General features: G+C 74.1%; 20 protein-coding genes, 1 tRNA gene and 1 riboswitch. Of the genes, 13 read left to right on the top strand and 8 right to left on the bottom strand.

What is annotated here, in order from left to right:
* Positions 1-37: 37 nt before the first annotated feature.
* From IF73_RS0124170 to IF73_RS0124180, 3 genes are all read right to left on the bottom strand, one after another.
* Positions 38-730 (bottom strand): TetR/AcrR family transcriptional regulator, encoded by a 693-nt coding sequence (locus IF73_RS0124170; RefSeq protein WP_031011555.1) that lies wholly within the window; start codon positions 728-730, stop codon positions 38-40.
* 237 nt (positions 731-967) lie between these two features.
* Complete coding sequence (locus tag IF73_RS0124175) at positions 968-2269, bottom strand: cation:proton antiporter (RefSeq protein WP_031011557.1); 1302 nt, start codon at positions 2267-2269, stop codon at positions 968-970.
* A gap of 143 nt (positions 2270-2412) precedes the next feature.
* A complete protein-coding gene (locus tag IF73_RS0124180; RefSeq protein ID WP_031011558.1) occupies positions 2413-3018 on the bottom strand; it encodes a response regulator transcription factor in 606 nt (201 codons plus the stop codon).
* A gap of 673 nt (positions 3019-3691) precedes the next feature.
* Here IF73_RS0124180 and IF73_RS0124185 point away from each other — a divergent pair.
* Both IF73_RS0124185 and IF73_RS0124190 read left to right on the top strand, forming a co-directional pair.
* Positions 3692-5122, top strand: a complete 1431-nt coding sequence (locus IF73_RS0124185) for a diacylglycerol/lipid kinase family protein (protein WP_234338329.1) — start codon at positions 3692-3694, stop codon at positions 5120-5122.
* Positions 5119-5787 (top strand): phosphatase PAP2 family protein, encoded by a 669-nt coding sequence (locus IF73_RS0124190; RefSeq protein WP_107049325.1) that lies wholly within the window; start codon positions 5119-5121, stop codon positions 5785-5787. Before IF73_RS0124185 ends, IF73_RS0124190 begins: the two co-directional genes overlap by 4 nt.
* A gap of 27 nt (positions 5788-5814) precedes the next feature.
* On the opposite strand, the gene IF73_RS0124195 is transcribed toward IF73_RS0124190, so the two are convergent.
* Entirely contained in the window at positions 5815-6819 is a 1005-nt protein-coding gene (locus IF73_RS0124195) for a sigma-70 family RNA polymerase sigma factor (protein WP_078868220.1), read from the bottom strand.
* Between the two features lie 248 nt (positions 6820-7067).
* Here IF73_RS0124195 and IF73_RS0124200 point away from each other — a divergent pair, with 248 nt between their 5' ends.
* The 9 genes from IF73_RS0124200 (at position 7068) to IF73_RS0124240 (ending at position 15453) form a co-directional block, all read left to right on the top strand.
* Positions 7068-7562 carry a rhodanese-like domain-containing protein gene (locus IF73_RS0124200; RefSeq protein ID WP_031011573.1) on the top strand — a complete coding sequence of 165 codons (495 nt, stop codon included), beginning with the start codon at positions 7068-7070 and terminating at the stop codon, positions 7560-7562.
* A 51-nt stretch (positions 7563-7613) separates the two neighbouring features.
* Positions 7614-7687 (top strand) — tRNA-Met (locus IF73_RS0124205).
* Positions 7688-7709: 22 nt separating this feature from the next.
* Positions 7710-8438 (top strand): MerR family transcriptional regulator, encoded by a 729-nt coding sequence (locus IF73_RS0124210; RefSeq protein WP_031011575.1) that lies wholly within the window; start codon positions 7710-7712, stop codon positions 8436-8438.
* 106 nt (positions 8439-8544) lie between these two features.
* Entirely contained in the window at positions 8545-8967 is a 423-nt protein-coding gene (locus tag IF73_RS41170) for a hypothetical protein (RefSeq protein WP_158822126.1), read from the top strand.
* 84 nt (positions 8968-9051) lie between these two features.
* Positions 9052-10101: a PLP-dependent cysteine synthase family protein gene (locus IF73_RS0124220; protein ID WP_031011579.1), complete on the top strand. Its 1050-nt coding sequence runs from the start codon at positions 9052-9054 to the stop codon at positions 10099-10101.
* Positions 10098-11327, top strand: a complete 1230-nt coding sequence (locus tag IF73_RS0124225) for an MFS transporter (RefSeq protein WP_234338330.1) — start codon at positions 10098-10100, stop codon at positions 11325-11327. Before IF73_RS0124220 ends, IF73_RS0124225 begins: the two co-directional genes overlap by 4 nt.
* A 239-nt stretch (positions 11328-11566) precedes the next feature.
* The gene (locus IF73_RS0124230; RefSeq protein WP_420706581.1) at positions 11567-12814 is read left to right on the top strand and encodes a PP2C family protein-serine/threonine phosphatase; all 1248 of its coding nucleotides are present in this window, start codon (positions 11567-11569) and stop codon (positions 12812-12814) included.
* A gap of 229 nt (positions 12815-13043) precedes the next feature.
* Positions 13044-13194, top strand: a riboswitch (cyclic di-AMP (ydaO/yuaA leader).
* 11 nt (positions 13195-13205) lie between these two features.
* On the top strand, positions 13206-14423 hold the full coding sequence (locus IF73_RS0124235; protein ID WP_031011583.1) for a M23 family metallopeptidase: 1218 nt from the start codon (positions 13206-13208) through the stop codon (positions 14421-14423).
* 70 nt (positions 14424-14493) lie between these two features.
* The gene (locus IF73_RS0124240; RefSeq protein ID WP_031011584.1) at positions 14494-15453 is read left to right on the top strand and encodes an aldo/keto reductase; all 960 of its coding nucleotides are present in this window, start codon (positions 14494-14496) and stop codon (positions 15451-15453) included.
* Here IF73_RS0124240 and IF73_RS0124245 read toward each other — a convergent pair.
* The 4 genes from IF73_RS0124245 to IF73_RS0124260 form a co-directional block, all read right to left on the bottom strand.
* Positions 15450-16751: a PrsW family intramembrane metalloprotease gene (locus tag IF73_RS0124245; RefSeq protein WP_051717253.1), complete on the bottom strand. Its 1302-nt coding sequence runs from the start codon at positions 16749-16751 to the stop codon at positions 15450-15452. The two genes, IF73_RS0124240 and IF73_RS0124245, sit on opposite strands and share 4 nt — an antisense overlap.
* 165 nt (positions 16752-16916) lie before the next feature.
* The gene (gene trmB, locus IF73_RS0124250; protein ID WP_234338331.1) at positions 16917-17636 is read right to left on the bottom strand and encodes a tRNA (guanosine(46)-N7)-methyltransferase TrmB; all 720 of its coding nucleotides are present in this window, start codon (positions 17634-17636) and stop codon (positions 16917-16919) included.
* A 189-nt stretch (positions 17637-17825) separates the two neighbouring features.
* Positions 17826-19010, bottom strand: a complete 1185-nt coding sequence (lhgO, locus tag IF73_RS0124255) for an L-2-hydroxyglutarate oxidase (RefSeq protein WP_031011597.1) — start codon at positions 19008-19010, stop codon at positions 17826-17828.
* A gap of 138 nt (positions 19011-19148) precedes the next feature.
* On the bottom strand, positions 19149-20591 hold the full coding sequence (locus IF73_RS0124260) for a hypothetical protein (protein ID WP_031011599.1): 1443 nt from the start codon (positions 20589-20591) through the stop codon (positions 19149-19151).
* A gap of 601 nt (positions 20592-21192) precedes the next feature.
* Here IF73_RS0124260 and IF73_RS0124265 point away from each other — a divergent pair.
* Together IF73_RS0124265 and IF73_RS0124270 are read left to right on the top strand one after the other, a co-directional pair.
* Complete coding sequence (locus tag IF73_RS0124265) at positions 21193-23376, top strand: asparagine synthase-related protein (RefSeq protein ID WP_037880276.1); 2184 nt, start codon at positions 21193-21195, stop codon at positions 23374-23376.
* A 200-nt stretch (positions 23377-23576) separates the two neighbouring features.
* Positions 23577-24354 (top strand): AfsR/SARP family transcriptional regulator (locus IF73_RS0124270; protein WP_199806710.1); only part of this gene is annotated, 778 nt, incomplete at its 3' end.

Here is a 24354-nt window from a genome sequence, read left to right on the forward strand (position 1 = left end):
GGGAGGCGGGCTCGGGCTGTCACCGGATCGAATGCGGCTAGCGGGTGCCGGACGGTTCCACGGTCTCCACCGACCGCAGCAGCCCGTCGACGACCGCCGTCAGGCCCTGGCGGTGGGTGTCACGGCCGTTGAGCTCGGCCCATCGATCGGCGACCGCCGCCAGCCGGGGGTGCGTCCCGCTCATCAGGCCGGCGACGACCTGGTCCTCGTAGGTCGGTCCGGTGGCCCGGCTGCGCCGCTCGTTGCCGTTCGCCCGGATGATCAGGTCGCCGACGATGGTGAACCAGATCGTCCGGTAGATGTACACGGCGTTCTCCAGCGTGTGGCCGTACTCCACGATCGCGCCGATCATCTCCTCGACGAACCAGAGCGCCGAGGGGGCGATGAGGTCGCCGCCGGCGACCACCTGCACGATCCACAGCCGGTCGCCGAGCAGCTCGTAGAGCATGATCGACACCGCGATCAGCCGCTCCCGTGGATCCTCCGGCAGTTCCGGGCGCGGTATGCGCCGGGCCTGGGCCTCCATCAGCAGCAGAAGCAGTTCGTCCTTGTTGCGCACGTGGTAATAGAGCGCCATCGGCGCGCTATCCAATTCGTCCGCCAGGCGCCGCATCGAAAGCTTTCCCGCGCCCTCGGTCTCCAGAATGTGTTCCGCCGCGGCGACGATCGCATCCAGAGACAGATGAGGCGGCCGGCCGACGGCCTTGGCGCGAGGCTTTTCAGCGGGCATTTCATCCTCCATACAGGTGGGTCGATTCTAGCATTCCGCAGCTGCGGAAAATCCACACCGGTCGGAGCGAAGCAAGCATTTTCGGATAATGAGGACGAGGTTGATTTGGCCCTGTTCACGCATTTTGCTTCAAGATAAATAAAGACTGCTGTTCGGCTGCGGGTGAGGGGCCCGTACGCGAATCGCCGCCATGGCGTTCCAGCCATGGCGGCGACCGTTCTGCGGGCCGGCCCGCGCCTAGGACATCGCCCCGGCGAGTTCCTCGGGGCGGGTCCGGAGCCCGGCCTGGCCGACGCGTACCGAGGGCTTCGGGAGGAACGGTCCGGTGAGCGCGGTCGTGAACAACGCCATCACGACCATCATGGTGAACATCCGGCTGTCCAGGACTCCGAGACTGACGCCGGCGTTGAGGATGATCAGTTCGGTGAGGCCGCGGGTGTTCATCAGGGTGCCGAGGGTGCCGGCCTCCCGCCATGACATTCCGGACAGCCTGCCGACCACGGACGCGCCGATCATCTTGCCGGCGCAGGCGACGGCGATGATGGCGGCCAGTTCGATCAGATCGCGTCCGGTCAACGCCCCGATGTCGACGTTCAGTCCGGTGACGATGAAGAAGACCGGCAGCAGCACCATGCTGATCCCCGCGAACGGCCTCCTGGCCTCTTCGCCGAACGCGCCGCGGAACTCGCTCGGCATGATGAATCCGAAGGCGAACGCACCGAATATCGCGTGGATCCCGATCCAGGTCGTCGCGTAGGACGACAGGAAGAGCCCGGCGACGAGGACGACGATGAGCCGAGGTGTCATGCGCTCACGGCCCCAGCGGCGCATGACGAAGGACAGGAACGGGCGTACGAACACCACCATCGCCGTGATGTAGAGCCCGGAGAACAGCACTGTCTGCGCGAGATCCCCGGCGCCACCGGACGCGGTCACGATCGCCGCGACCAGGGCGAGCAGACACCAGGCGATGACGTCGTCGATGGCCGCGCTGGCCAGTGCGAGGGTGCCGACCCGTGTTCCCAGCATTCCGTGTTCGGTCAGCATCCGGGCCAGCACGGGGAAGGCGGTGATCGACATCGCCGCGCCCATGAACAGGGCGAACGCGGTGAAGGAGACCTGTTCTCCGTTCACGGTGTCGTGCCGCTGGTAGAGCAGCGCCGCAAGTCCGATCGCCAGGCTGAACGGGACCACGACCGAGGTGAGGGAGACCGCCGCCGCGGCACTGCCTCGTCCCTTCAGCAGCTTCTTGTCGAGTTCCCAGCCGATGCCGAACATGAAGACGAGCAGCCCGACCTGGGCTATCGCCGACAGATACGGTCTCACCTCGCTCGGGAAGATCTGGGAAGGCAGGTCCCCGGGTAACAGGCCGAGAAGACTCGGCCCCAGGGCGATTCCGGCGATGATCTCGCCGACGACGGGCGGCTGGCGCACGTATCGAACCAGCCAACCCAGGAAGGATCCCACGACGAGAATGATGGCGATATCGGCCATCGTGATGGCGATGATCAGATCTTTGCCGCGTGAGATATCCGCCATGACGAGCCCTCCGTAGGCATGACTGAGGAATCCCCCGGGGTTCCGCCCGTCCAGGTACGTCGCCGCAGTTCAGCGGCGCACCCGAAGGAACCCCGGGGGATGACTGTGAAATGAGCTAGAGGGGCCTTGCAGTGACCCGCAGGTCAGAACCAGTGCGCTTCCTGCGCGATGCGCAGCGCGTCGATGCGGTTGCGTGCGCCCAGCTTCGTCACCGCGGAAAGGAGATAGTTCCGCACGGTCCCCTCGGAGATGTGTAATTGCGCCGCGATCTCGCTGAGCGTGTCGCCCTGGGCCAGCAGCTCAAGTACGGAGAGTTGCCGCTGGGAAAGCGGGCAGTCATTGTTTCCCAGCACCGCCACGGTCAATTCCGTGTCGAAGACCCTTTCCCCTTGGTGCACCCGGTGGATGGACTCGAAGAAACGGTACGGCGAGGCGCTCTGCTGCACCATTCCGGCGATTCGGCCGGTGAATGCCTGCCGTACGACCGACCGCTTGAACGATTCGGCGAGCAGGAGACAGCGGCTTCTCGGAAGGCAGGCGATCTTCTCGGCGACGGTGAGGACATTGCTGTCCGCGCCGTCGAAATTGAAGATCACGACATCCGGGTGGTGCGTATCGGCGAACTCGATCGCCTCGAGATCGCCGGCCACCGAACCGATGACCCGTATCCCCTTGCCCTGTTCGAGCAGGGCGGCGAGCGCATAGCGGGACACGTTCATCTTGTCGGCTATCAGTACGTTGATTCCCATTCATTCCCCCGTTACCGACGCTGAGGTAGGATTTTCGACTCCGGCCGAGCATGCGCATGATTCGGTGACCGGGCCGGCTCCTTGAGCGGCCCGGTTATGAGTGATGGCACGATGGGATTTACGCGGCATGAGGGGAATACTGAGAACGCGTAAACAACGTCTGGACTCGCGGCGGCGTCACGCCGTTTCCTGCTGAAGTGCTCTGTCCCTGGACATCAGGACTCCCCCGTCGCGATCTCCCTGAATCCCGCAGTCAGATGATCAAACCAGTGGCCAATACTACAATAGTTATTAAGGAGAGCAAGGACCTGGAATCGTTGTGTCGGGCAGCCGTAAACATGACTCATTCACCCCCCTTGACGCCCCGCTTTCAGGACAATTGAGAACCGGCATTCCGGAAAGGTCGGGGGCTCTGCCAGCGGAAACGCGGTCAAGGCGGTGTTCGGCCACGACCGGCGCGGCAAGCGCCGTACCGTACGCGTACGAATTTCAGCCAGCCGACGTGATCGTGTCGCCCCGCGGGGCCCCGGGCGAAACCCGGTTGCTCCCGGTTTGGCCGGTCGACCGTCGATGCCCGGACGGGCCGTCCGGATCGGGATCTTCCGCCGAACGGCTGCTTCAGTGGGGAGATCCGGGGGAGCCTGGGGGAGTCTGGAAGGCGGAGGTGGGGTCGGTGGACGGGATCGTGCGGTCGCGGGGCGAGGGCGAGGCGAGCGGTGCCGCGCGGGATCTGGCGCGGTGGGCACTGGGTGCGGCGGCGGCCGCGGTGGTCGTGCTGCTGCTGGCGCTGGGCGGCGGCGGGCTGCTGGTGCTGCTGAGCGGGCTCGTGGGACTCGCGGCCGGGGCCGTCGGGCTGTGGTGGGTCGCCGCGCACCGGGGGGCCTTGCGGGCGGTCGGCGGGGTGTTGGCGATCGGTGCGCCGGTCGGTGTGCTCGTGCTGTACGTGGTCGGCGGGCTGTGGCTGTTCGCGCTGTCCGCGCTCGCGCTGTGGGCGGTCGCGCTGGGGTGCGCGCGGGAGGCGCTGCGCAGGCCGGGCGAGGTGGCGGACGCGCCGGCGCCGGCCCGGCCCGGCGTACGGCCCCGGCAGGCGGTGCTGTTCATGAACCCGAAGTCCGGCGGCGGGAAGGTCGGGCGGTTCGGCCTGGCGACGAAGGCGGAGCGGCTCGGCGCGCGGGTGGTGCTGCTCGATCCGTCGGCGCCCGTCGACGTCACGGCGCTCGCCCGGAAGGCCGTCGCCGACGGCGCGGACCTGCTCGGGGTGGCCGGCGGCGACGGCACCCAGGCGCTGGTGGCGGCGGTGGCCGCCGAGCACGACCTGCCGTTCCTGGTGGTCTCGGCCGGGACGCGGAACCACTTCGCGATGGACCTCGGCCTCGACCGGAACGATCCGGCGGCCTGCCTGGACGCGCTCACCGACGGCGAGGAGCTCCGCGTCGACCTCGGCACGGTCTCCGGGCGGCCGTTCGTCAACACGGTCTCCTTCGGGGTGTACGCGGACGTGGTGCAGCGCCCGGAGTACCGCGACGCCAAGGCGGAGACCGCGTTCGAGGCGCTGCCCGACCTGCTGCGGGGCGGCCAGGGCGACCGGCTCGACGCGACCGCCGACACCACCCGGCTGCCGGGCCAGCAGGCGATCCTGGTCAGCAACAACCCGTATGCCGCGCCCGACCTGTTCAGCGCGGCCACCGGGCACCGCACCCGGCTGGACGGCGGCCGGCTCGGCGTGATCGGCATCCGGGTGGACGGCGCCGCGCACGCCGCCGACCTGGTCGTCCGGGGCACCCAGTCGGCCGCGCTCAACGTCCTGACCGCGCACCGCGTCGAAGTCCACGGCGGGGTGACCACCGCCGGCGTACGGAAGGCGGAGGACACCGTGGCGGTGGCGGTGGACGGCGAGGCGCTCGTCCTGCCCACCCCGGTCGTCTGCGAGCTGCGGCCCCGGGCGCTGCGGGTGCTGGTGCCGCGGGCCCGGCCGGGAGTGGTTCCGCCGCCCCCGCCGTTGGACTGGCGGCGGATCATCCGGCTCGCCTTTCCCGAACAGTACGGCTCCGGCCCCGCGCACCGTCCGGAACCGACCGAGGACCCCTACAGGAGCGGCGCATGAGTGACGAGAACAGCGGCAGGCACGAGGCGGGGGCCGACCCCGGCGTGCGGACGGCGACGCGGGTGCGGCTGCGGGACCGGCCGCGGGCCACCGCCCTCACGGTCCGGGCCGTCCTGCACGACCTGCGGGCCGTGGACGGCGCCCTGTACGCGGCGGTGGCCGCCACGCCCACCCCCGCCCTGGACGTGGGCCTGCGCCGGCTGTCCCACGCCGCCGACCACTCCAAGATCTCCTTCGCCGTGGCCGCGGGGCTCGCCCTCCTCCCGGGCCGCCCGCGCCGCGCGGCGGCCGCGGGCGTCGGCGCGATCGCGATCGCCTCGGCCACCGCGAACCTGCTCGGCAAGCGGCTGGTCCGCCGGCCGCGCCCGGACCGGGAGGCGGCCCGGGTGGTGGTGGGCCGGCACGTCCCGATGCCGGAGTCGGCGTCGTTCCCGTCCGGTCACACCGCCTCCGCGGTCGCCTTCGCGACCGCCGTCGGCGTCGTCCTGCCGCCCGCGGTCGTGCCGCTGGGGCTGCTGGCCTCCGCGGTCGGCTACTCCCGCGTCCACACCGGGGTCCACTACCCAGGCGACGTCGCCGCGGGCGCCGTCCTCGGCCTGGCCGGCGGCGCCGCCTCGGTGGCCGTCGGAGCGTCCCTCAGCCGGGCGTTCCGGCGGCCCTCCTGACGGCGCGCCACCGGAGCCCGTGCCAGGTCACGCCGGGTGGACGGCGCGGGCCAGGGCCTCCTCCGGGATGTCCAGGGCGGCGATCCGCTCCGGGTCGGCGAGGACGTGCAGCTGGACGATGCGGTCGCCGACGACGGTGAAGACCATGAGCGAGCCCGGCTTGCCGTCGACGACCGACAGGACGGCCGGCTGCCCGTTGACGACCAGCGGCAGCGCGGCGTGGCGGAAGGTCGCGTAGAAGAGGGCCTGGCGGGTGATCTCCTCGGCGCCGCGGATCAGCCTGGAGACGCCGGAGAGGAGCGTGCCGCCGTCGGCGCGCAGCACCGCGTCCGGGTCGAGGACGGCGAGCAGCCCCTCGAAGTCGCCGCCCTGCGAGGCGGCGAGGAAGGCGTCGGCGATCTCCCGCTGGCGGCGCGGGTCCGGGCCGGGACCCGGGGCGGCGTCCTGCACGCGCCGCCGGGCCCGGCTGGCCATCTGCCGGGCCGCCGCGGGCGTACGGTCCACGATCTGCGCGATCTCGTCGAAGGAGACGGCGAACATGTCGTGCAGCACGAAGGCGAGCCGCTCGGCGGGGGCGAGGGTCTCCAGCACGACGAGGAGCGCGAGGCCGACCGACTCCGTCAGTTCGGCGGCGTGCTCCGGGTCTCCGGCGCCGGGGATGTGCACGATCGGGTCGGGGACGAAGGAGTCGAGCGGGTCCTCGCGGCGCGAGCCGCGCGAGCGCAGCATGTCCAGGCAGACCCGGCCGATGACCGTGGTGAGCCAGCCGGTGAGGTTGGCGACGCCGCTGACGTCGGTGCGGCTGAGCTTGAACCAGGTCTCCTGGACCGCGTCCTCGGCCTCGCTGAGCGAGCCGAGCATGCGGTACGCGACGGCCCTCAGGTGCCCGCGGTCGGCGTCGAAGCGGCGCGCGAGCGCGTCCGCGTCCACGCCGCCGCCCGCCGTGCCGCCGCCCGCCGTGCCGCCGCCCGCCGTGCCGCCGCCCGCCGTGCCGCCGTCCGAAGTGGTGCCGTCCGCTGTGCTCGCGTCCATCCGCCGATCTCCCCCTTCGCTTCCCGTCATGCCTCCATGACGGACCAGAACCCGTGGATGTGACAACGGAGCGGCGGCCCCACGCGCGCGTGCCCGCGTCCGGACACAGCCCCGGCAGGGCTCCACCGGTCTCGGCCCGTGAGATCCACGCCGTCCCGGGCGGATCACCAGGGTTTCCCCGGCCGTTGCCCGAGAGCGCCGTGGAACGCCACTTCAGCGCATTGATCGACATCCGTAGATTGATCACCATGACGACGACAGGCACCCAGGTCAACCCCGTACTGCGCACCCCGCCGGCCTCGCCCGCCGCCGCGGCCGCCTACTTCTCCGCCAGCCTCGCCTTCCACGCGGACGTCTCCGACGTGGCCGCCGCCCTGGCCACCGCCGCGGCCGACGGCACGGACCCCGGCTTCGTGGTGATCGACTCCCGTTCCACCGCCTCCTGGGACCAGGGCCACATCCCCGGCGCCGTCCACCTCCCCACCGCGCTCATCCCCGAGCAGGCGGAGCAGCTCCTCGACAAGGCCGTCCCGGTCGTCACCTACTGCTGGGGCCCCGGCTGCAACGGCGCCACGCGCGCGGCGCTCGCCCTCGCCGAGCTGGGCTTCCAGGTGAAGGAGATGCTCGGCGGCTTCGAGTACTGGGCGCGCGAGGGCTTCGCCTACGAGACCTGGGAGGGCCCGGCCCAGCGCGCCGCGGACCCGCTGACGGCACCCGTCGACGCCGAGGACTGCGGCTGCTGAGGAAACGGATTTCGGATTTCGCCGCCCATGCCGTAAGGTCATATTCACCGACGCGGGGTGGAGCAGCTCGGTAGCTCGCTGGGCTCATAACCCAGAGGTCGCAGGTTCAAATCCTGTCCCCGCTACTCAGTAGCCCGAAGGCGGTCGATCCAGGAGATCGCCAGGAAGGCCGGCACCACCAGCCGCACGCTCCGCCACTACGGCGAGCTGGGGCTGCTGGAGCCGAGCCGGATCGGCGCGAACGGTTACCGGTACTACGACCAGGCGGCGCTCGTGCGGCTGCAGCGGATCCTGCTGCTGCGCGAGCTCGGGCTCTCGCTGCCCGCGATCGCCGAGGTCCTCGAAGGCCAGCGGGACACCTCGGCCGCCCTGCGCACGCATCTGGCCCTCCTCCAGCAGGAGCGCGAGCGCATCGGGCGGCAGATCGAGGCCGTGCGGACCACTCTCCACAAGACCGAGAGAGGAGAACAGCTCATGGCCGAGGAAGTCTTCGACGGCTTCGACCACACCCAGTACGAGGCCGAGGTCACCGAACGGTGGGGCCGCGACGCGTACGAGAAGGGCGACCGCTGGTGGCGTTCGCTCAGCGAGGCCGAGAAGAAGGAGTTCATGGAGACGCAGGCCGGCATCGCCCGCGACTTCGGCGCGGCGGCCGCGGCCGGGCTCGCGCCGGACAGCGACGAGGTGCAGGCGCTGGCCCGGAGGCAGTACGACTGGCTCTCCGTCACCACCAGCCCGACGAAGGAGTACCTGATCGGGCTCGGCCAGATGTACGTCGACGACCCCCGGTTCACCCAGAACTACGACCGGCACGGCGAGGGCACCGCCGTCCTGGTCCGCGACGCCCTGAAGGTGTGGGCCGAGCGCAACCTGTGACCCGCCCCGCCCGGGCGCGTCCGAAGTAAACCCTGGCCGAAACCGTCCCGCTCCGCGCCTGTCCCTTTGCCCGGACGTGAATGCGGAACGTAACGTCGTGAACGCCATGCGTGAGCCGAGTGTGCCGATCGGGCGAGGAGCAGCAGGAGGACGGGCGCCCGTCCTCCTGCTGCTCCTCGCGCTCGTCGCGCTCTTCGCGGGGCTCTGCCACGGCGTCCCCGCCGACGCGGCGCCCGCCGCGGCCGGGCACGCGGCCACCGGCGCGGCCGTCGCCGAGGCCGGCCCCGTCCACGGGCCCGTCCCGCACGGCTGCGGGCAGGGCGGCGAGGGCCACGCGGCCGAGCTGCCGCTCTCCGCGCAGACGGCCGCCGCCCCGCAGCTCGACCCGCCCGGACCCGGCGCGGCCGTCGCCGCCGACCGCGACGGCACGCTGCCGCCGGCGGCGGAACGGCGCCACGCGCGCACCCGCGCGGGGCCCTGCCCCGAACCCGGACGGCTGCTCATCGCCCTCGGAGTGGACCGGAACTGACCGCCGACTCTCGCCCCGCGACAGTCAGGCCCCTTCCGGCGCACCACCCACTCCGAGGACGTACCCACACCCATGCACACCCCCATGCCCCTGCACGCGCCCGTGCCTCCGTACACGCCCGCGCGCTCTCATCCGCCCGTCGGCAACACGCCCGTGCTGTGGACCGACGACGGCTACTGGGCCAAGCTCGAAGGCTTCAACGCCGGCGGGATCAAGGACCGGCCGGCGCTCCACATGGTCGAGGAGGCCCGCCGCCGCGGCGATCTGCGGCCCGGTGCCCCCGTCGTCGAGTCGACCTCCGGCACCCTCGGCCTCGGGCTCGCCCTCGCCGGGGTGCTCCACGGCCACCCCGTGCACGTCGTCACCGACCCGGGCCTGGAGCCCCTCGTCGAGCGGATGCTCGTCGCCCACGGCGCCACCGTGCACGTCGTCACCGAGCCCCACCCGCACGGCGGCTGGCAGCAGGCCCGCAAGGACCGGGTCGCCGAACTCCTCGCCCGCCTCGACGGCGCCTGGTGGCCCGACCAGTACGGGAATCCCGACAACCCCGCCGCCTACGCCGGGCTCGCCGCCGAACTGTCCGGGCAGCTCGACCGGATCGACGTCCTCGTCTGCGCGGTCGGCACCGGCGGCCACTCGGCCGGCATCGCCCGCGCGCTGCGGGCCACCAGCAGCCCGGCCCTGGAGCTCGTCGGCGTCGACTCGATCCGCTCCACCGTCTTCGGCCTGCCGGCCGGGGAACGGCTGATGCGCGGCCTCGGCTCCTCCATCCATCCGGCCAACGTCGACCACGCGGCCTTCGACGAGGTCCACTGGGTGGCCCCCGCGGAGGCGGTCCGCTCGGCCCGGCGGCTCGCCGCCCGCCAGTACGCCACCGGCGGCTGGAGCGTCGGCGCCGTCGCCCTGGTGGCCGGCTGGCTGGCCCGCACGCGCCCGCGTGGCACCCGGATCGCGGCCGTCTTCCCCGACGGACCCCAGCGCTACTTCGACACCGTCTTCAACGACGCCTACTGCGCCGCCCACGGCCTCCTCGACGGACCCGTACGGGACGAACCGGCCGCGTACCAGGGGCCGGAGGGGATCGAGGGGTGGACCCGGCGGGTCCTGGACCGGCGGGCGGGTGCGGCGCGTTGAGCACGACGGACATCACCCCCGCCCGGTCGCCCCGCGGCGGCCTCTGGAAGCGGAGCCGCACCTTCGGCCCGGCCGTCCGGCTCCTCCTCCTCAACCAGCTCACCATCAACCTCGGCTTCTACATGCTGATGCCCTACCTGGCCGCCCACCTGGCCGACGGGCTCGGCATGGCGGCCTGGACGGTCGGGCTCGTCCTCGGCGTCCGGAACCTCTCCCAGCAGGGCATGTTCCTCGTCGGCGGGGCGCTCGCCGACCGGTTCGGCTTCAAGCCGCTCATCGTCGCGGGCTGCGCCCTGCGCACCCTCGGCTTCGGCGGGCTCGCCCTCGCCCAGTCGCTGCCCGTGCTGGTCGCCGCCTCGCTCGCCACCGGCCTCGCGGGCGCCCTCTTCAACCCGGCCGTGCGCGCGTGCCTGGCCGCGGAGGCGGGCGAGGAGCGCCGGGTGGAGGCGTTCGCCCTGTTCAACGCCTACTACCAGGCCGGCATCCTGCTCGGCCCGCTGGTCGGGGTGGCGCTCACCGGGGTGTCGTTCCGGCTGACGTGCGTGGTCGCCGCCCTGCTCTTCCTCGGGCTGACCCTGGTCCAGCTGCGGCACCTGCCGGTCTCGGCGGGCGGCGGGCGGCCGGAGCCGAAGGAGGCCGGGGCCCGGGGCCCGTTCCGCACCGTCCTCGGCAACCGGGTCTTCTGGCTCTTCTCGCTCGCCATGACCGGGTCGTACGTGCTGTCCTTCCAGGTCTATCTGGCGCTGCCGCTCGCGGCGGGCGGCACCGGCGCCACGACCGCGCTGTTCGTCGTCTCCGCGCTCGTCGCGCTCGCCGGGCAGCTGCGGATCACCGCCTGGTGCGCGGCCCGGCTCGGCCGCGAGCGGAGCCTCGTCGCCGGGCTCGCGCTGATGGGCGGCGCCTTCCTGCTGCCGGCCGCGCTGGGCCGGGGCGTGACGGCGCTGCTGCTGTGCGCGGCGGTCCTCGCGGTGGCGAACGCGGTGCTCTACCCGTACGAGATGGACACCGTCGTCGCCCTCTCCCGGGGCCGCTGGGTGGCCACCCACTACGGGCTCTACAACACCGTCTGCGGGGTCGGGATCACACTGGGGAACCTCGGTACGGGCCTGCTCCTCGACGTCACGGGATGGACGGCGGTGCCGTGGCTGGCGCTCGGCGGCGTCGGCCTGGGCTGTGCGGCGGCGGTCGCGGCGCTGGGCCGGGGCGGGCGGCTGCGGACGGAGTGACGGGTCGGGTACGGGGCTCCCGATAGGCGACTCCCACGCGCGCGTGCTCGTCGTCCGGTCCCGTACGCGGCTCCCCCGCGCGCGTGCTCGTCGTCCGGTCCCGTACGCGGCTCCCCCCGCGCGCGTGCTCGTCGTCCGGATACGCCGGTCGGCCCCCCGCCGGTCGCCCCGCGGCTCCGTCGCGGCCACCCTGGGAGGGTGCGCGGCGGCGGGCCGGCGACCGGTCAGGAGTACTCAAGGTGACGCACCCTCGGGGAGCGGCGGACGGCGGGCGGCGGGGCGATCGGCCCGGCCGGCGCATCGCCCGGTCCGTCGCGCCCCGGGGGCCGTACGGGGGCGATCCGCAGCCCCCGGCCACCCCCTTCGGGGCCACCCGGAGGTTCCTGCGCGCGCTGCCGCCGCTGATCATCGTCGGCGGGGTGCTCTTCGACCTGTCCACGCCGCCCGCGTACACGGCGGCGCCGCTCTTCTCCGCCGCCCCGCTGGTCGCGGCGCCGTTCTTCTCCCGGCTCACGACCCTGCTGACCGGACTCGCGGCGATCCTGGCCTCGGTCGGGCTGCACGCGTACAACGAGACGCTGTCCGACGTGCCCTCGCTGACCGAGACCCTGACCGTGGTGACGGTCTCGGCGCTGGCGATGCTGATCAACCTGGTGGTGCGGCGCAGCGGGGAGCGGCTGGCGTCGGCGCGGGTGATCGCGGAGGCCGCGCAGCGGGCGGTGCTGCCGATGCCGGCGGAGCGGATCGCGGGGCTGCAGTGCGCGGCCCGGTACGAGGCGGCGCAGGCGGACGCGTTCATCGGCGGCGACCTGTTCGCGGTGCAGGACTCCCCGCACGGGGTGCGGCTGGTGGTCGGGGACGTGCGGGGCAAGGGGATGGACGCGGTGGAGGCGGTGGCCGTCGTCATCGGGGCCTTCCGGGAGGCGGCCGAGCAGGAGGCGACGCTGGAGGGGGTGGCGCAGCGGCTCGAACGCGCCCTCACGCGGGAGGGCGCCCGGCGCGAGGGGCTGGACGCCTTCGAGGGGTTCACGACGGCGGTGCTCGCGGAGGTTCCCCGGGAGGGCGGGGTCGTACGGGTCGTGAACCGGGGGCATCCGCCGCCGCTGCTGCTGTACGGGGACGGGCGCCTGGAGACGGTCGAGCCGACCGAGGCGGCGCTGCCGCTCGGGATGGGGGAGCTGTCGGTCTGGCCGGACCGGGCCGACGAACGGCCGTACCCGCCGGGCGCGACGCTGCTCTTCTACACCGACGGCCTCTCGGAGGCGCGGGACGCGTACGGCGTCTTCTACGATCCGGCGGCCCGGCTCGCGGGGGCTGTCTTCCCGGGGCCCGAGGAGCTGCTCGACGCGCTCGTGGACGACGTGCGGCGGCACACCGGCGGGGGGTCGACCGACGACATGGCGCTGCTCGCGGTGAGCCGGCCGACGGCCGGTGCCCCGGAGCGGCGGCGGACGATGCCGGTGGTGCCGCCCGGGCCGGCGGGTTGACAGAACGGGCGGCCGTCACGGTCCGTGGTCAGGGGGTGTCGCAGCGATAACAATTGACACAACGTCAGATTCCCGGGGTTTGCCGGAGCCGTACTGAAGGGGGCTCAACTCGGGCGAATCCCTGCCAATTCAATGAATGATCAAGAGGAACGGCTTGGAATCGGACCACCCTGTCTATTAACGTTCGATAACGCAGCGCGGTCGTCCCAGCCGTCGCAAGAGGCGGCTCCGTGCGCACGTGCCGAATCCCGAAAGGGAACCGGGGAACCATCCCTTGGGGTGAATCGGGCCCCTCGCACCTCCCCGTGCGAACACGCCTGTAGGAGACCTTCCTGCTCCGAACCCGTCAGCTAACCCGGTAGGCGAGAAGGAAGGAAAGGAGCGCGCCCCCGTGGCGTCCAACACCCCCGTACCCGGAGCCCCCTTCGACCCCTTCGGCGGCCCGGGTGCCGTCGGAGCGGACGACCCGGCCGGCGCAGCGTCGGGCGCGAGCGCGTACGACACCGCCTCCTTCACCCCCGCTCCCGGGGAGTGGAACCCGACCGAGGGCTCCCTGCGCGCCGAGAGCCGCGCCGGCGGCCGGCACCGGGTCGTGAAGCAGCGCTCCAACTTCGCCCGCTCCTCCACCGTCCTCGGCGTCGGCGTCATCGCCGCCGTCGGCGCGGGCGGCCTCGCCACCGCGCAGGAGAAGCCCCCGGTCGCGATCTCGCTGCCGGACCTCCCCGACCTGGGCCTCCCGGACGCCCACGACCTGCCCGGCGTCGGCTCCCTGCTGTCCGGCGGCGACGAGGAGACCGCCGAGGCGCAGGACTCCGCGCCGGTCGCCACCGGCGGCGCGGCCGCCAAGCCGCTCACCTCGATCACCTACACCGCCCCGGCCGACACCACCGCCGCCGGCGCCGCCGCCGAGGAGCGCACCGCCTCCGCCGCCGACGCCGGCGAGGCCCTGCGCGCCCGCATCCTCCAGCAGGCCGAACAGCAGCAGCAGGCCGCCGTCGACGCCGAGAAGCTGGCCGCCGAGAAGGCCGCCGCCGAGAAGGCGGCGGCGGACGCCGCGGCCCAGGCCGAGGCCGCCGCCAAGGCCGAGGCGGAGGCGAAGGCCAAGGCGGAGGCGGAAGCGGAGGCCAAGCGGCTCGCCGAGGAGAAGGCCGAGGCCGAGCGGATCGCCGCCGAGAAGGCGGAGGCCGAGCGGCTCGCCCAGCTGGCCGCCAGCTACTCGATGCCGCTCTCCTCGTACACGCTGACCTCCACCTACATGCAGTCGGGGTCGATGTGGTCCTCCGGCTACCACACGGGCCTCGACTTCGCCGCCCCCACCGGCACCCCGCTCAAGGCGGTGCACGGCGGCACCATCACGTCCGCCGGCTGGTCCGGCTCGTACGGCTACCGGATCGTCCTGCAGCTGGAGGACGGCACCGAGATCTGGTACTGCCACCTCTCCTCCATGACCGTCTCCGCCGGCCAGACCGTCACCACCGGCGAGACCATCGGCCGCGTCGGCGCCACCGGCAACGTCACCGGTCCCCACCTCCACATGGAGGTCCACACCCCGGACGGCTCGGGCATCGACCCGGCCGAGTGGCTGCGGTCCAAGGGCCTGACGGTCTGAGTCGCTTTCCGGCCGGGGTTCAGGCTCCCTGACCGGAATACGCCCGGCGGTGCACGGAGTTGATGTCGGCATGACCTCGACTCTGCGCCCGCTGGGCACCTCCGACCTGCGTGTGTTCCCGCTCGCCCTGGGCGGCAACGTCTTCGGCTGGAGCGCCGACGCGCAGCAGTCCTTCGCCGTCCTCGACGCCTACGCGGCCGCCGGCGGCAACTTCGTGGATACCGCCGATGTCTATTCGGAGTGGGTCGAGGGCAACGAGGGCGGCGAGTCCGAGACGATCATCGGCCGCTGGCTGGCCGCCCGGGGCAACCGCTCCAACATCGTCGTCGCCACCAAGGTCGGTGCCCACTCCCCGCTCAAGGGTCTCTCCGCCGCCACCATCAAGGCCGGCGCGGAGGAGTCCCTGCGCCGCCTCGGCACCGACTACATCGACCTCTACTACACGCACTTCGACGACGAGTCGGTGCCGGTGGAGGAGATCGTCACCGCCCTCGACCAGCTGGTGAAGGACGGCAAGGTGCGGGCCGTCGCCGCCTCCAACATCTCCCCGGAGCGGCTGCGGGCCTCCCTCGACTTCGCCGAGGCGGAGGGGCTCGCCCGGTACGTGGCGCTCCAGCCCGAGTACAACCTCGTCGCGCGGGAGAAGTACGAGGGCCCGCTCCTCGACACCGCCGACGTCGCGGGCCTCGCCGCCGTCCCGTACTACGGCCTCGCCTCCGGCTTCCTCACCGGCAAGTACCGCCCGGGCCGGACCGTCGACAGCGTCCGCGCCCACCGGGGCTCCGCCCTCGCCGAGACCGCGCGCGGGCAGGCCGTGCTCGCCGCCCTCGACGAGGTCGCCGAGGCCCACGGCGCCGAGCCCGCCACCGTCGCCCTCGCCTGGCTCGCCTCCCGCCCCACCGTCGCCGCCCCGATCGCCTCGGCCCGCACGGTCGAGCAGGTGCCGGCGCTGGTCGCCGTCGCCGGCCTGACGCTGACGGCGGACGAGCTCGCCCGCCTCACGGCCGCGTCGGAGACCCCCGAGGGCTAGCCCTTGTAGGGGTTGTAGCCGCCGTAGTCGAGGTACTGCGGCGGCACCCACACCCGGCCCGTGGCCCGCGCCGCGTACGAGAGCGCGGGCGAGGCCGTCGCCCGCCGCTCCCACAGGTGGTGCAGCAGCTCCTGCTCCCGCGCGGCGAAGTCCGGCACCGGGACCGTGCCCCGGCGGGCCCGCTCGCGCAGGAACGCCAGGGTGGTGGCGAAGGACTCGTACTCGCCGACCGTCCGCGCCCCCGCCTTCCCGTACGTCCGGGACGCCACCGCCCGCGCGGTGCGGCGGGCCCGCATCGAGGAGAGCGCCAGCGGCTCCTCCGGGGAGAGCCAGCCGGCCGCCGCGTACGCCGGCAGCACCCCGGCGATCGTCCGCAGCTCCTTCTGCCGGCTCCACACCGCCAGCCAGGTCAGCAGACCGAAGGCCGGGACCATGAAGATCCCGTACACGGCGTAGAAGGCGAGCGGCCCGCCGAAGGTCGCCGAACCGTTCCACAGCGCGTGGACGCCCATCGCGAGCAGCAGTCCGGCGAGCGGCAGCAGCACCCGGCGCAGCCGCCTGCCGCGCGGGGCGAGCGCGGCCAGACCGAAGCCGATGCCGGTGAGCACGGTGAAGAGCGGGTGCGCGAACGGCGACATCACGACCCGGACGAAGAAGGTGCCGGCGGTGACGGCGCCGATCCCGCCGTCCCCGAGGTCCTGGTCCTCGCCGAAGGCGTTGCCCAGGTAGAGGATGTTCTCGGTGAACGCGAAGCCGGTCGCGGTGAAACCGGCGATCACCACCCCGTCGACCAGGCTCCGGAAGTCCCGCCGCCGGAAGAGGAAGAGCAGCAGGATCGCGGCGGCCTTCGCGGACTCCTCCACCACCGGGGCGATCACCGTGGCGCCGAGGTCGTCGGCCGAACGCGGGTCGGCGGTCGCGGTGGCGATCCAGCGGACGGCGAAGGTGTTGGCGAGGATCGCGACGAGGGCGGCGGCGAACGCGCCCCACGCGAACGCGAACAGCAGGTTCTTCCACGGTCCCGGCTCGACCCGGTCCAGCCAGCGGAACGCCGCCATGAGCAGCGGTACGGGAAACACCGCGAGGCCCAGGCCGACGAGGAACCCCTCCGTGCCGGTCTGCTCCCGCACCAGCGCCAGGATCACCAGGGCGCACAGCGCGAGGAGCGTGATCACGGCGACGGCCCGCACGATCCGGCTCCGCCAGAACGCCCGCCGGGGCCGGTACCGCCACTGGCTCCGGTCGGCGGCCACGGCGAACGACGGCTCGTCGCCGTCGCGCGCGGGCAGGGGCGCCATCGCGTCGGCGGGTATCTCTCGGGCCGGTGGGCCGGCCTGCGCCGGGACGAAGGCCGTGGCCTGCGGATCGGCGGTCGGCTCGGGCTGGGGTGGCGGCATGGGGTGCGTCACGGACCGACCCTAACGAGCCGCACCGACAGGAGCGAAGGGTTACCCGAGGAAGGGCTACTTCCTCCGGAAGAGCAGGTCGTGCACGACGTGCCCCTTGTCCAGGCCCTGGCCCTCGAAGCGGGTGAGCGGCCGGAAGTCGGGGCGGGGCGCGTAGCCGCCGTCGGGGACGGTGTTCTCGAAGTCGGGGTGCGCGGACAGCACCTCCAGCATCTGCTCCGCGTACGGCTCCCAGTCCGTGGCGCAGTGCAGGACCCCGCCCGGCTTCAGCCGGGTCGCGAGCAGGGTCAGGAACTCGGGCTGGATGAGACGCCGCTTGTGGTGCCGCTTCTTCGGCCACGGGTCCGGGAAGTAGACGCGGCAGCCGTCGAGGGCGGCCGGGTCGAGCATCTCGCGCAGCAGGATGATCGCGTCGCCGTTGGCGACCCGGACGTTGGTGAGCCCGTTGCGGTCGGCGAGCCCGAGGAGGTTCCCCTGCCCCGGGGTGTGCACGTCCACCGCGAGGATGCCGGTGCCGGGGTCGGCGGCGGCCATCTGCGCGGTCGCCTCGCCCATACCGAAGCCGATCTCCAGGACGACCGGCAGCCCGCCGAACAGCTCGCGCAGGTCCAGGACCCGCTTGCCGTCGATGTCCAGCCCCCAGTCGGGCCACCGCTTCAGCATCGCCTCGGCCTGGCCGGCCGTCACCCGGCTCCGCCGCGGCTGGAAACTGCGGATCCGGCGCTCGAAGTGCGCACCGGCGGGGTCGGGCGAGGGCCCCTCCCCGGGCGCGAACATACGGCTGCCCCTGCGGGCGACGGCCCCGCTGTGATTCTCACGCTGCTCAAACACAATGCACCCCATGGTACGGGCCCCGCCGCCGCCCCACCGCTCCGCTGCGAGCGGCGCCCGACAGCCGCGCCGCCCCGTTGGGGGCGGCGCCCACCCCCAGCGGAACACGCCTGCCCACACGGAGGTGCGGGTCGGCTAGAGGTGGGCCAGGGCTCGGTGGGCTATTTCTCGGCCGATGGGGAGGGAGGCCGTCGCCGCAGGCGAAGGCGCGTTCAGCACATGCACCGTACGAAGCCCCTCCCGGATCAGGAAGTCGTCCACCAGCGTCCCGTCCCGCAGCACCGCCTGCGCCCGCACCCCCGCCGCCGCCGGCCGCAGGTCGGACTCGGAGACGCCGGGCAGCAGCCGCCGCACCGCCTCGGTGAAGGCCCGCTTCGACAGGGAGCGGCGCAGCTCGCCCGCGCCGTACCTCCAGTGCCGCCGGGCGATGGCCCAGGAGCCGGGCCACGCGAGCGTGCCGCCGAGCTCGCCGGGGCGGACGACCCCCCAGTCGTACCCCTCGCGGGCGAGCGCCGGCACCGCGTTCGGCCCGATGTGGACGCCGCCGTCGATGCCCCGCGTGAGGTGCACGCCGAGGAACGGGAAGGCGGGGTCCGGCACCGGATAGACCAGGCCCCGCACGAGCGAGGGGTCGGCCAGTTCGTAGTACTCGCCCCGGAAGGGCACGATCCGCATGCCCGGGTCGTCGCCGGCGAGCCGCGCGACCCGGTCGCAGTGCAGCCCCGCGCAGTTGACCAGGACCTTCCCGCGCAGGATCCGCTGGTCGGCGGTGCGGACGGCCACGCCCCACGGGCGCCGGTCCACGGCCGTGACCTCCGCCCCGTAGAGGATCTCCGCGCCGGAGGACTCGGCGAGCCGCCGGGCGACCGCCTTGTAGTCGACGATGCCGGTCGTGCCGACGTGGATCGCCGCGAGCCCCCGCACCCGCGGCTCGTACGCGGTGATCTGCGACGGGCCGAGCTCGCGCACCGGGATGCCGTTCTCCCGCCCGCGCTGGACCAGCGCGTGCAGCCGGGGCAGCTCCTCGCGCGCGGTGGCGACGACGAGCTTGCCGGTCACCTCGTACGGGATGTCCCACTCCGCGCAGAACTTGACCATCTCGGCCGCGCCCTCGACGGCGAACCGCGCCTTCAGGGAGCCGGGTCGGTAGTAGATGCCGCTGTGGATGACGCCGCTGTTGCGCCCGGTCTGGTGGCGCGCGGGGCCCTCCTCCTTCTCCAGGACGGCGACGCGCGTGCCGGGGGCGGCGCGCTGGAGCGCGTACGCCGTCGACAGACCGACGATCCCGCCGCCGATCACCAGCACGTCACAGTCAAACACCAGCGCCACCTCCCACCCCTGATAGTGCACTGGCCCACTGACATTCCCGCTAAACGCCCACGTCGTGGGATGCGCGTCACGCTTTCGGGCGCGCCCCGTCGCCGGCCGTCACACCGCCGCGCGCCCCGGCGCGCGCCGTCACGCCGGGGCGACCAGCAGGGGCCGGGCCCGCTCCCGCAGCTCCATGACCCGCGGCTCGTCCCCGTACGGCTCCAGGCGGTGGAGCAGGTCCCGTACGTACTCGGTGGTCCGCGCGGAGGAGATCCGCCCGGCCACCTCCACCGCGCGCGTGCCCGCCGCGCAGGCCGCGTCGAGGTTGCCGGACTCCAGCTCGGCGACGGCCGAGACGACGAGCCGCAGCCCGTGCGAGCGGACGAACTCCTCGGTCGGCCGGGACAGCGCCTGCTCGGTGAAGCGCCGCACCTCGCGCGGCATCCGCAGGTCCCGGTAGCACTCGGCGGCGTCCGCGCAGAACCGGTCGTACGAGTAGAAACCGAGCCACGTCGGGTCGGCGTCGCCCTCCCGGGAGCGCTCCAGCCACCCCTCGGCGGACTTCAGCGCCCCCGCCGCGGCGGGCCCGTCCCCGGCCTTGGCGTGCGCGCGGGCCTCGACGAGCCGGAAGAAGGACATGGTGCGGGCGGTGGCCAGCCCCCGGTTCCGTTCGAGTGCCGCCTGCGCCAGGTCCACCCCTTCGTCGGCGAAGCCCCGGTAGATCGCCTGGAGGGACATCGAGGCGAGGACGTAGCCGCCGAGCGGCACGTCGGCGGCGGCCCGGGCGAGCCGCAGCGCCTGGATGTAGTACCGCTGGGCGGCCTCCTGCTGCCCGGTGTCGAAGGCCATCCAGCCGGCGAGCCGGGTCAGCTCGGCGGTCGCCCCGAAGAGCGCCCGGCCGACCTCGTCGGAGTACGAGCCGAGCAGCAGCGGCGCCGCGTCCACCCGCAGGCACTCGGGCACCATCGACGAGCGCCAGTCCCCGCCGCCGTACTTGGAGTCCCACTTGCGCGCGTCCTCGGCGGCCTCGCGCAGCTTGGCGACGTCGCTGTGCCCCACGCGCGCGTGGTCCGCGGCGCCGGCCGGTCCGGGGCCGCCGCCCGGCCGCCCCGCCTCCCGCTCCACCGACGGGTCGGCGGGGGTGATCAGCCACCGGGACGCCGGGGTCGCGTAGGCGCTCACCGAGAAGGAGCCGGCCAGCGACTGCCAGATGCCGCCCCCGCCGGCCCGCCGCCCGGCCAGATCCAGCCGGTAGAGGTCGGTGGCGGCGCGGACCGCCTCGCCGACGTCCCGGGGGAAGGCGAGACCCACCTCCGGCGCCGGGTCGGCGTCCGCGAGCCCGATCTCGTGCAGCGGCACGGGCCGGCCCAGCTTCTGCCCGATCGCGGCGGCGATCAGGTGCGGCGCGGCGCCCTGCGGCACCATCCCCTTGGAGACCCAGCGGGCCACCGAGGTCTTGTCGTAACGAAGCGTCAGACCGCGCTGCGCACCGAGGTCGTTGACGCGCCGGGCGAGGCCGGCGTTGCTGATTCCCGCGAGGGCGAGAACGGCGCCGAGCTTCTCGTTCGGCCCGCGTTGCTCCCTGGACATACGCCACCCCTCGACATCCAGACGGCCGCCGCGACGCCGGGCATAGGCGGGCGGCATTCGTAAACACAGCGTAGTTCGCCGCATCCCCACCGTTAAGGGGCGGAGTTCCGTATGGCGAGATTGTTGTGTGACCAGCCGACCGGAGGGCGTCGCCGGCCGGGCCGTGCTCCGGCCGTGTGGCCGTGCGCCCGGCCGTGCGCTCTCGTCGCTCCGGGCCGGGGCGGCTTCGATGAGTGCTGCGTGGGTCGGCCCGTCCGGCCGGGAGCGGAGCCCTCTCGGGTGCCTGGTCCCGTACCGGTGGGCTGGGGGACACCGCCGCTCCATTCCCCGCGGGCGGCGGACGGCGCCGGGGGGCGGGTCGCCTCCCGGACTGCCGGGAACCGGACCGCCGGCGGGTGCGCGGAGCCTTCGGGTGGCCGCCGCCTCCGCGATCCCTTCAGCGGCTGACGGCAGGTCAAACCTCCTTCCAGGAGCGAGAATCGGCCGAATTCATCGCCGCAGGAGCCGTACCGCGGCCCGTCCCGCCCGCCCCGCCTCCCGGCCCCCCGTGCGCCGTTGTCATGGCAGCATGGCCCCCACCGAAACAGACGTGGAGGCGCCGATGCGATGGCTGGTGGGCTGGAGCAGTGTCGCCGCGGGATACGCCACGACCGCCGGCGCACGCCCCGGAGCGGCCAACGGCGCACACGCGTACGGCTCCGGAGCACCGCCCCAGGCCCAGCCGTTCGCCGAGAGCGGCGGGCACGTCGGGGGGCGCACGGTGCAGCCGGTGGGCGCACAGCTCCTGTGGGGCGATCCGGACCCCCTCTGGGCGGTCGGCGACTGGCGCCCCGACGAGGTGCGGGTGGTCTCCCTCGACGACGGCACCCGGCTCGCCGTCCTCGGCTGCTGCGCCGCGAGCGACGACGAACTCCGCCGCGGCCTCGTCACCGCGCGCGGCGGTGCCCTGCGCCACCTCACCGCCTGGCCCGGCAGCTACACCGCCGTCGTCAAGGCCGGCCGCCGGGTCACCGTCACCGGCGACCTCGCCGGCGCCCGGCCCGTCTTCCACACCCCCTGGGAGGGCGGCACCGCCTACGCCACCGCCGCCCTCCCGCTCGCCGACCTCGTCGAGGCCCAGCTCGACATCGGCCACCTCGCCGCGCTGCTCGCCTGCCCCGAGTCACCGGAGGCGCTGCGCGACTCCACCCCGTACGAGGGCGTCCGCCGCGTCCCGCCCGGCCACGTGCTGATCCTGCGCGAGGGCTCCCGCGAGATCGCCGGGTACGAGACGGTGGCCTCGCTCGCCGTCGCCGCGCCGCAGGCCGACCCCCGGCAGGCCGTCGAGGCCGTCCGGGACGCGCTCGTGGAGTCCGTACGGGCCCGGCTCACCGCCCCCCGGCACGCGCCCGAGGCGCCGCCGCCGGACCCCGGACCCGTCCCCGGCATGGGCCCCGCCGACCGGCGGGCGGCACGCGGCGCGGGCCCCGCCCCCGGCATCGGCGCCGACCTGTCCGGCGGCAGCGCCTCCGCCACCCTCGCCCTCCTCGCCGCCGGACTGCCCGGGGTGCCCGGCACCCTCGTCGGGCACGCGGGCGCGGGGGAGCGGCTGCTCGCCGTCACCTTCAACGACCTCGCCACCAAGCCCGGCCCCGGCCGGACCGCCGAACTGGAGCGCGCCCGGGAGCTGGCGGCCGACCCCCGGCTGCGCCACGTGGTCGTCACCGCGGGCGAGGAGGCCCTGCCGTACGCCTCCCTGGACGGGCCGCTCACCGACGAGCCCGGGCCCGCGCTGGTCACCGCCGAACGGCACCGCAGGCGGCTCGCGGGCGGCAGCGCCGACCACTTCACCGGGCTCGGCGCCCGACAGGTCCTGGACGCCCACCCGGCCCGCCTCGCCGACCTGTTGATGGACCGCAGGCGCCGCTCCCTGGTCCGCCCGGTGACCGCCCTCGCCAGGGCGACCGGCCCGTCGGCGGGCTCCTTCCTGGTGCCGGTCACCGTCTACCGCGCGGCGCGCAGGCTCGCCCGTACCCCCTACCGGACCGGCCTGGAGACCGCCGCCCGGCACGTCCTCGACGCCAACCGGGCCCCCGCCGACGCCCACGGTCCGCTGGCGGCCTCGCTCTCCGCCCTCGCCTGGTCCCGGCCGGGACCGGCGGCCCGCTGGCTCACCGGGGAGGCGCTGGCCGAGGTGTCGTTCCGCCTCAACCGCGCCGCCACCCTGCCGCCGGCCGTCCAGCGCCCCGGCGACGCACGCGCGCGTGCGGCCCTCGCCCGGGCCGCGGCCGACCACCGGGTGCTGGAACAGGCCGCCGAGATCCGCGGCCAGCGGCTGCACGCCCCCTTCCTCGACAACCAGGTCGTCCGCGCCTGCCGGGACCTCCCCGAAGCGCTCCGGGTCCAGCCCGACGCGCGGGCCGGCGTCCTGCGCACGGTCCTCGCCGACACCGGCATCCGCGACCTGCCGCCCGGCTGGGGCGCCCCCTACCCGGCGGTGCCCGCCGGCACCGCCCGCGCGGGCCTGCGCGCAGCCCTCCCGAACCTGCTGGCCCTCTTCGACGCGCCCCTCCTCGCCGACGCGGGCCTCATCGAGGCCGGCACCGTCCGCGAGGCCCTGCGCGCGGCGGCCGACGGCGCCCGGGTCCCCCTCGACGGCCTCGCCGACCTCGTCTCCACCGAACTCTGGCTCCGCCGCCTCCTCGCCCGCCGGGGCTCCTGCTGGACCGACACGGCCACCCCGCGCGCTCCGCGCGCGGTCCAGGGGCCGCTGATCCCGGCGTCCCGGTCCCTGCCGGCGCGATGAACGTCCCAGCACGCCCGTTCGAGTGAAGGGCTTCTCGGCCGGGCCCCGGCGTCCGTCCACAAGCTGGAGGGACGAGGTCCCGCTCCCCGCCCCCCTCGGCTTCACCCTGGACACCGCCGGATTCCGACCGCCCGGCGCCGTTGTCCACAGTCCGGGGAAACCCCGAGGCGCCCCCCGCCCCCGGCGGCAAGAATGGGCCGGTGCGGTATCTCCTCCTCGGCACCACCGAGGCCCTCGGCCCCGACGGCACCCCCCTGCCCCTCGGCGGCGCCCGGCTGCGCGCGCTGCTCGCCGCGCTCGCGCTGCGCGGCGGACGTGCCGTCCCGGTCGGGGAGCTCGTCGACGACGTGTACGGGGACGAGCCGCCGCTCGACGCGCCCGCCGCCCTCCAGGCCCTCGTCGCCCGCCTCCGCCGGATCCTCGGCCGGGAGGCCGTCGAAGCCACGCCCGGCCCCGGGTACCGGCTCGCCGCCGCACCCGAGGACGTCGACCTGTACGTGTTCGAGCGCCGCGCCGCCGAGGCCGGCGCCCGCCTCGACGCCGGCGACCCCGAGACGGCCGCCGCCCTCCTCCGGGACGCCCTGGGCCTCTTCCGCGGCCCCGCCCTCGCCGACCTGCCCGGACCGGCGGGCGTCCGCCCCGAGGCCCAGCGCCTCGCCGCCCTGCGCCGCCGCGTCGAGGCCGACCTGCGGCGCGGCGCCGTCGACGGACTCGTCCCGGAACTGACCGCGCTCACCGCCGCCCACCCGTACGACGAGGGCTTCCACGCCCAGCTCATCCGCGCCCTGCGCGCCGAGGGCCGGCCGGCCGACGCGCTCGCCGCGTACGAGACGGCCCGCCGCACCCTCGCGGACACCCTCGGCACCGACCCCGGCCCCGAACTGACCGCCCTCCACCGCGACCTCCTCAACCCCACCACGCCCCCGCCGCCCCCGGCCCTCGCCGCGCCCGCCGCGCACCCCCGGGAGACCCCGGACC

It is taken from the genome of Streptomyces sp. NRRL F-5727, from assembly GCF_000719555.1.
Lineage (GTDB): Bacteria > Actinomycetota > Actinomycetes > Streptomycetales > Streptomycetaceae > Streptomyces.

What these genes read in the sequence shown, in the direction of transcription:
- IF73_RS0124170 (WP_031011555.1), bottom strand. Translation starts at nt 730, where the DNA reads ATGCCCGCTGAAAAGCCTCGCGCCAAGGCCGTCGGCCGGCCGCCTCAT.
- IF73_RS0124175 (WP_031011557.1), bottom strand. Translation starts at nt 2,269, where the DNA reads ATGGCGGATATCTCACGCGGCAAAGATCTGATCATCGCCATCACGATG.
- IF73_RS0124180 (WP_031011558.1), bottom strand. Translation starts at nt 3,018, where the DNA reads ATGGGAATCAACGTACTGATAGCCGACAAGATGAACGTGTCCCGCTAT.
- IF73_RS0124190 (WP_107049325.1), top strand. Translation starts at nt 5,119, where the DNA reads ATGAGTGACGAGAACAGCGGCAGGCACGAGGCGGGGGCCGACCCCGGC.
- IF73_RS0124195 (WP_078868220.1), bottom strand. Translation starts at nt 6,819, where the DNA reads ATGGACGCGAGCACAGCGGACGGCACCACTTCGGACGGCGGCACGGCG.
- IF73_RS0124200 (WP_031011573.1), top strand. Translation starts at nt 7,068, where the DNA reads ATGACGACGACAGGCACCCAGGTCAACCCCGTACTGCGCACCCCGCCG.
- IF73_RS41170 (WP_158822126.1), top strand. Translation starts at nt 8,545, where the DNA reads ATGCGTGAGCCGAGTGTGCCGATCGGGCGAGGAGCAGCAGGAGGACGG.
- IF73_RS0124220 (WP_031011579.1), top strand. Translation starts at nt 9,052, where the DNA reads ATGCCCCTGCACGCGCCCGTGCCTCCGTACACGCCCGCGCGCTCTCAT.
- IF73_RS0124240 (WP_031011584.1), top strand. Translation starts at nt 14,494, where the DNA reads ATGACCTCGACTCTGCGCCCGCTGGGCACCTCCGACCTGCGTGTGTTC.
- IF73_RS0124245 (WP_051717253.1), bottom strand. Translation starts at nt 16,751, where the DNA reads ATGGCGCCCCTGCCCGCGCGCGACGGCGACGAGCCGTCGTTCGCCGTG.
- trmB (WP_234338331.1), bottom strand. Translation starts at nt 17,636, where the DNA reads ATGTTCGCGCCCGGGGAGGGGCCCTCGCCCGACCCCGCCGGTGCGCAC.
- IF73_RS0124260 (WP_031011599.1), bottom strand. Translation starts at nt 20,591, where the DNA reads ATGTCCAGGGAGCAACGCGGGCCGAACGAGAAGCTCGGCGCCGTTCTC.
- IF73_RS0124265 (WP_037880276.1), top strand. Translation starts at nt 21,193, where the DNA reads ATGCGATGGCTGGTGGGCTGGAGCAGTGTCGCCGCGGGATACGCCACG.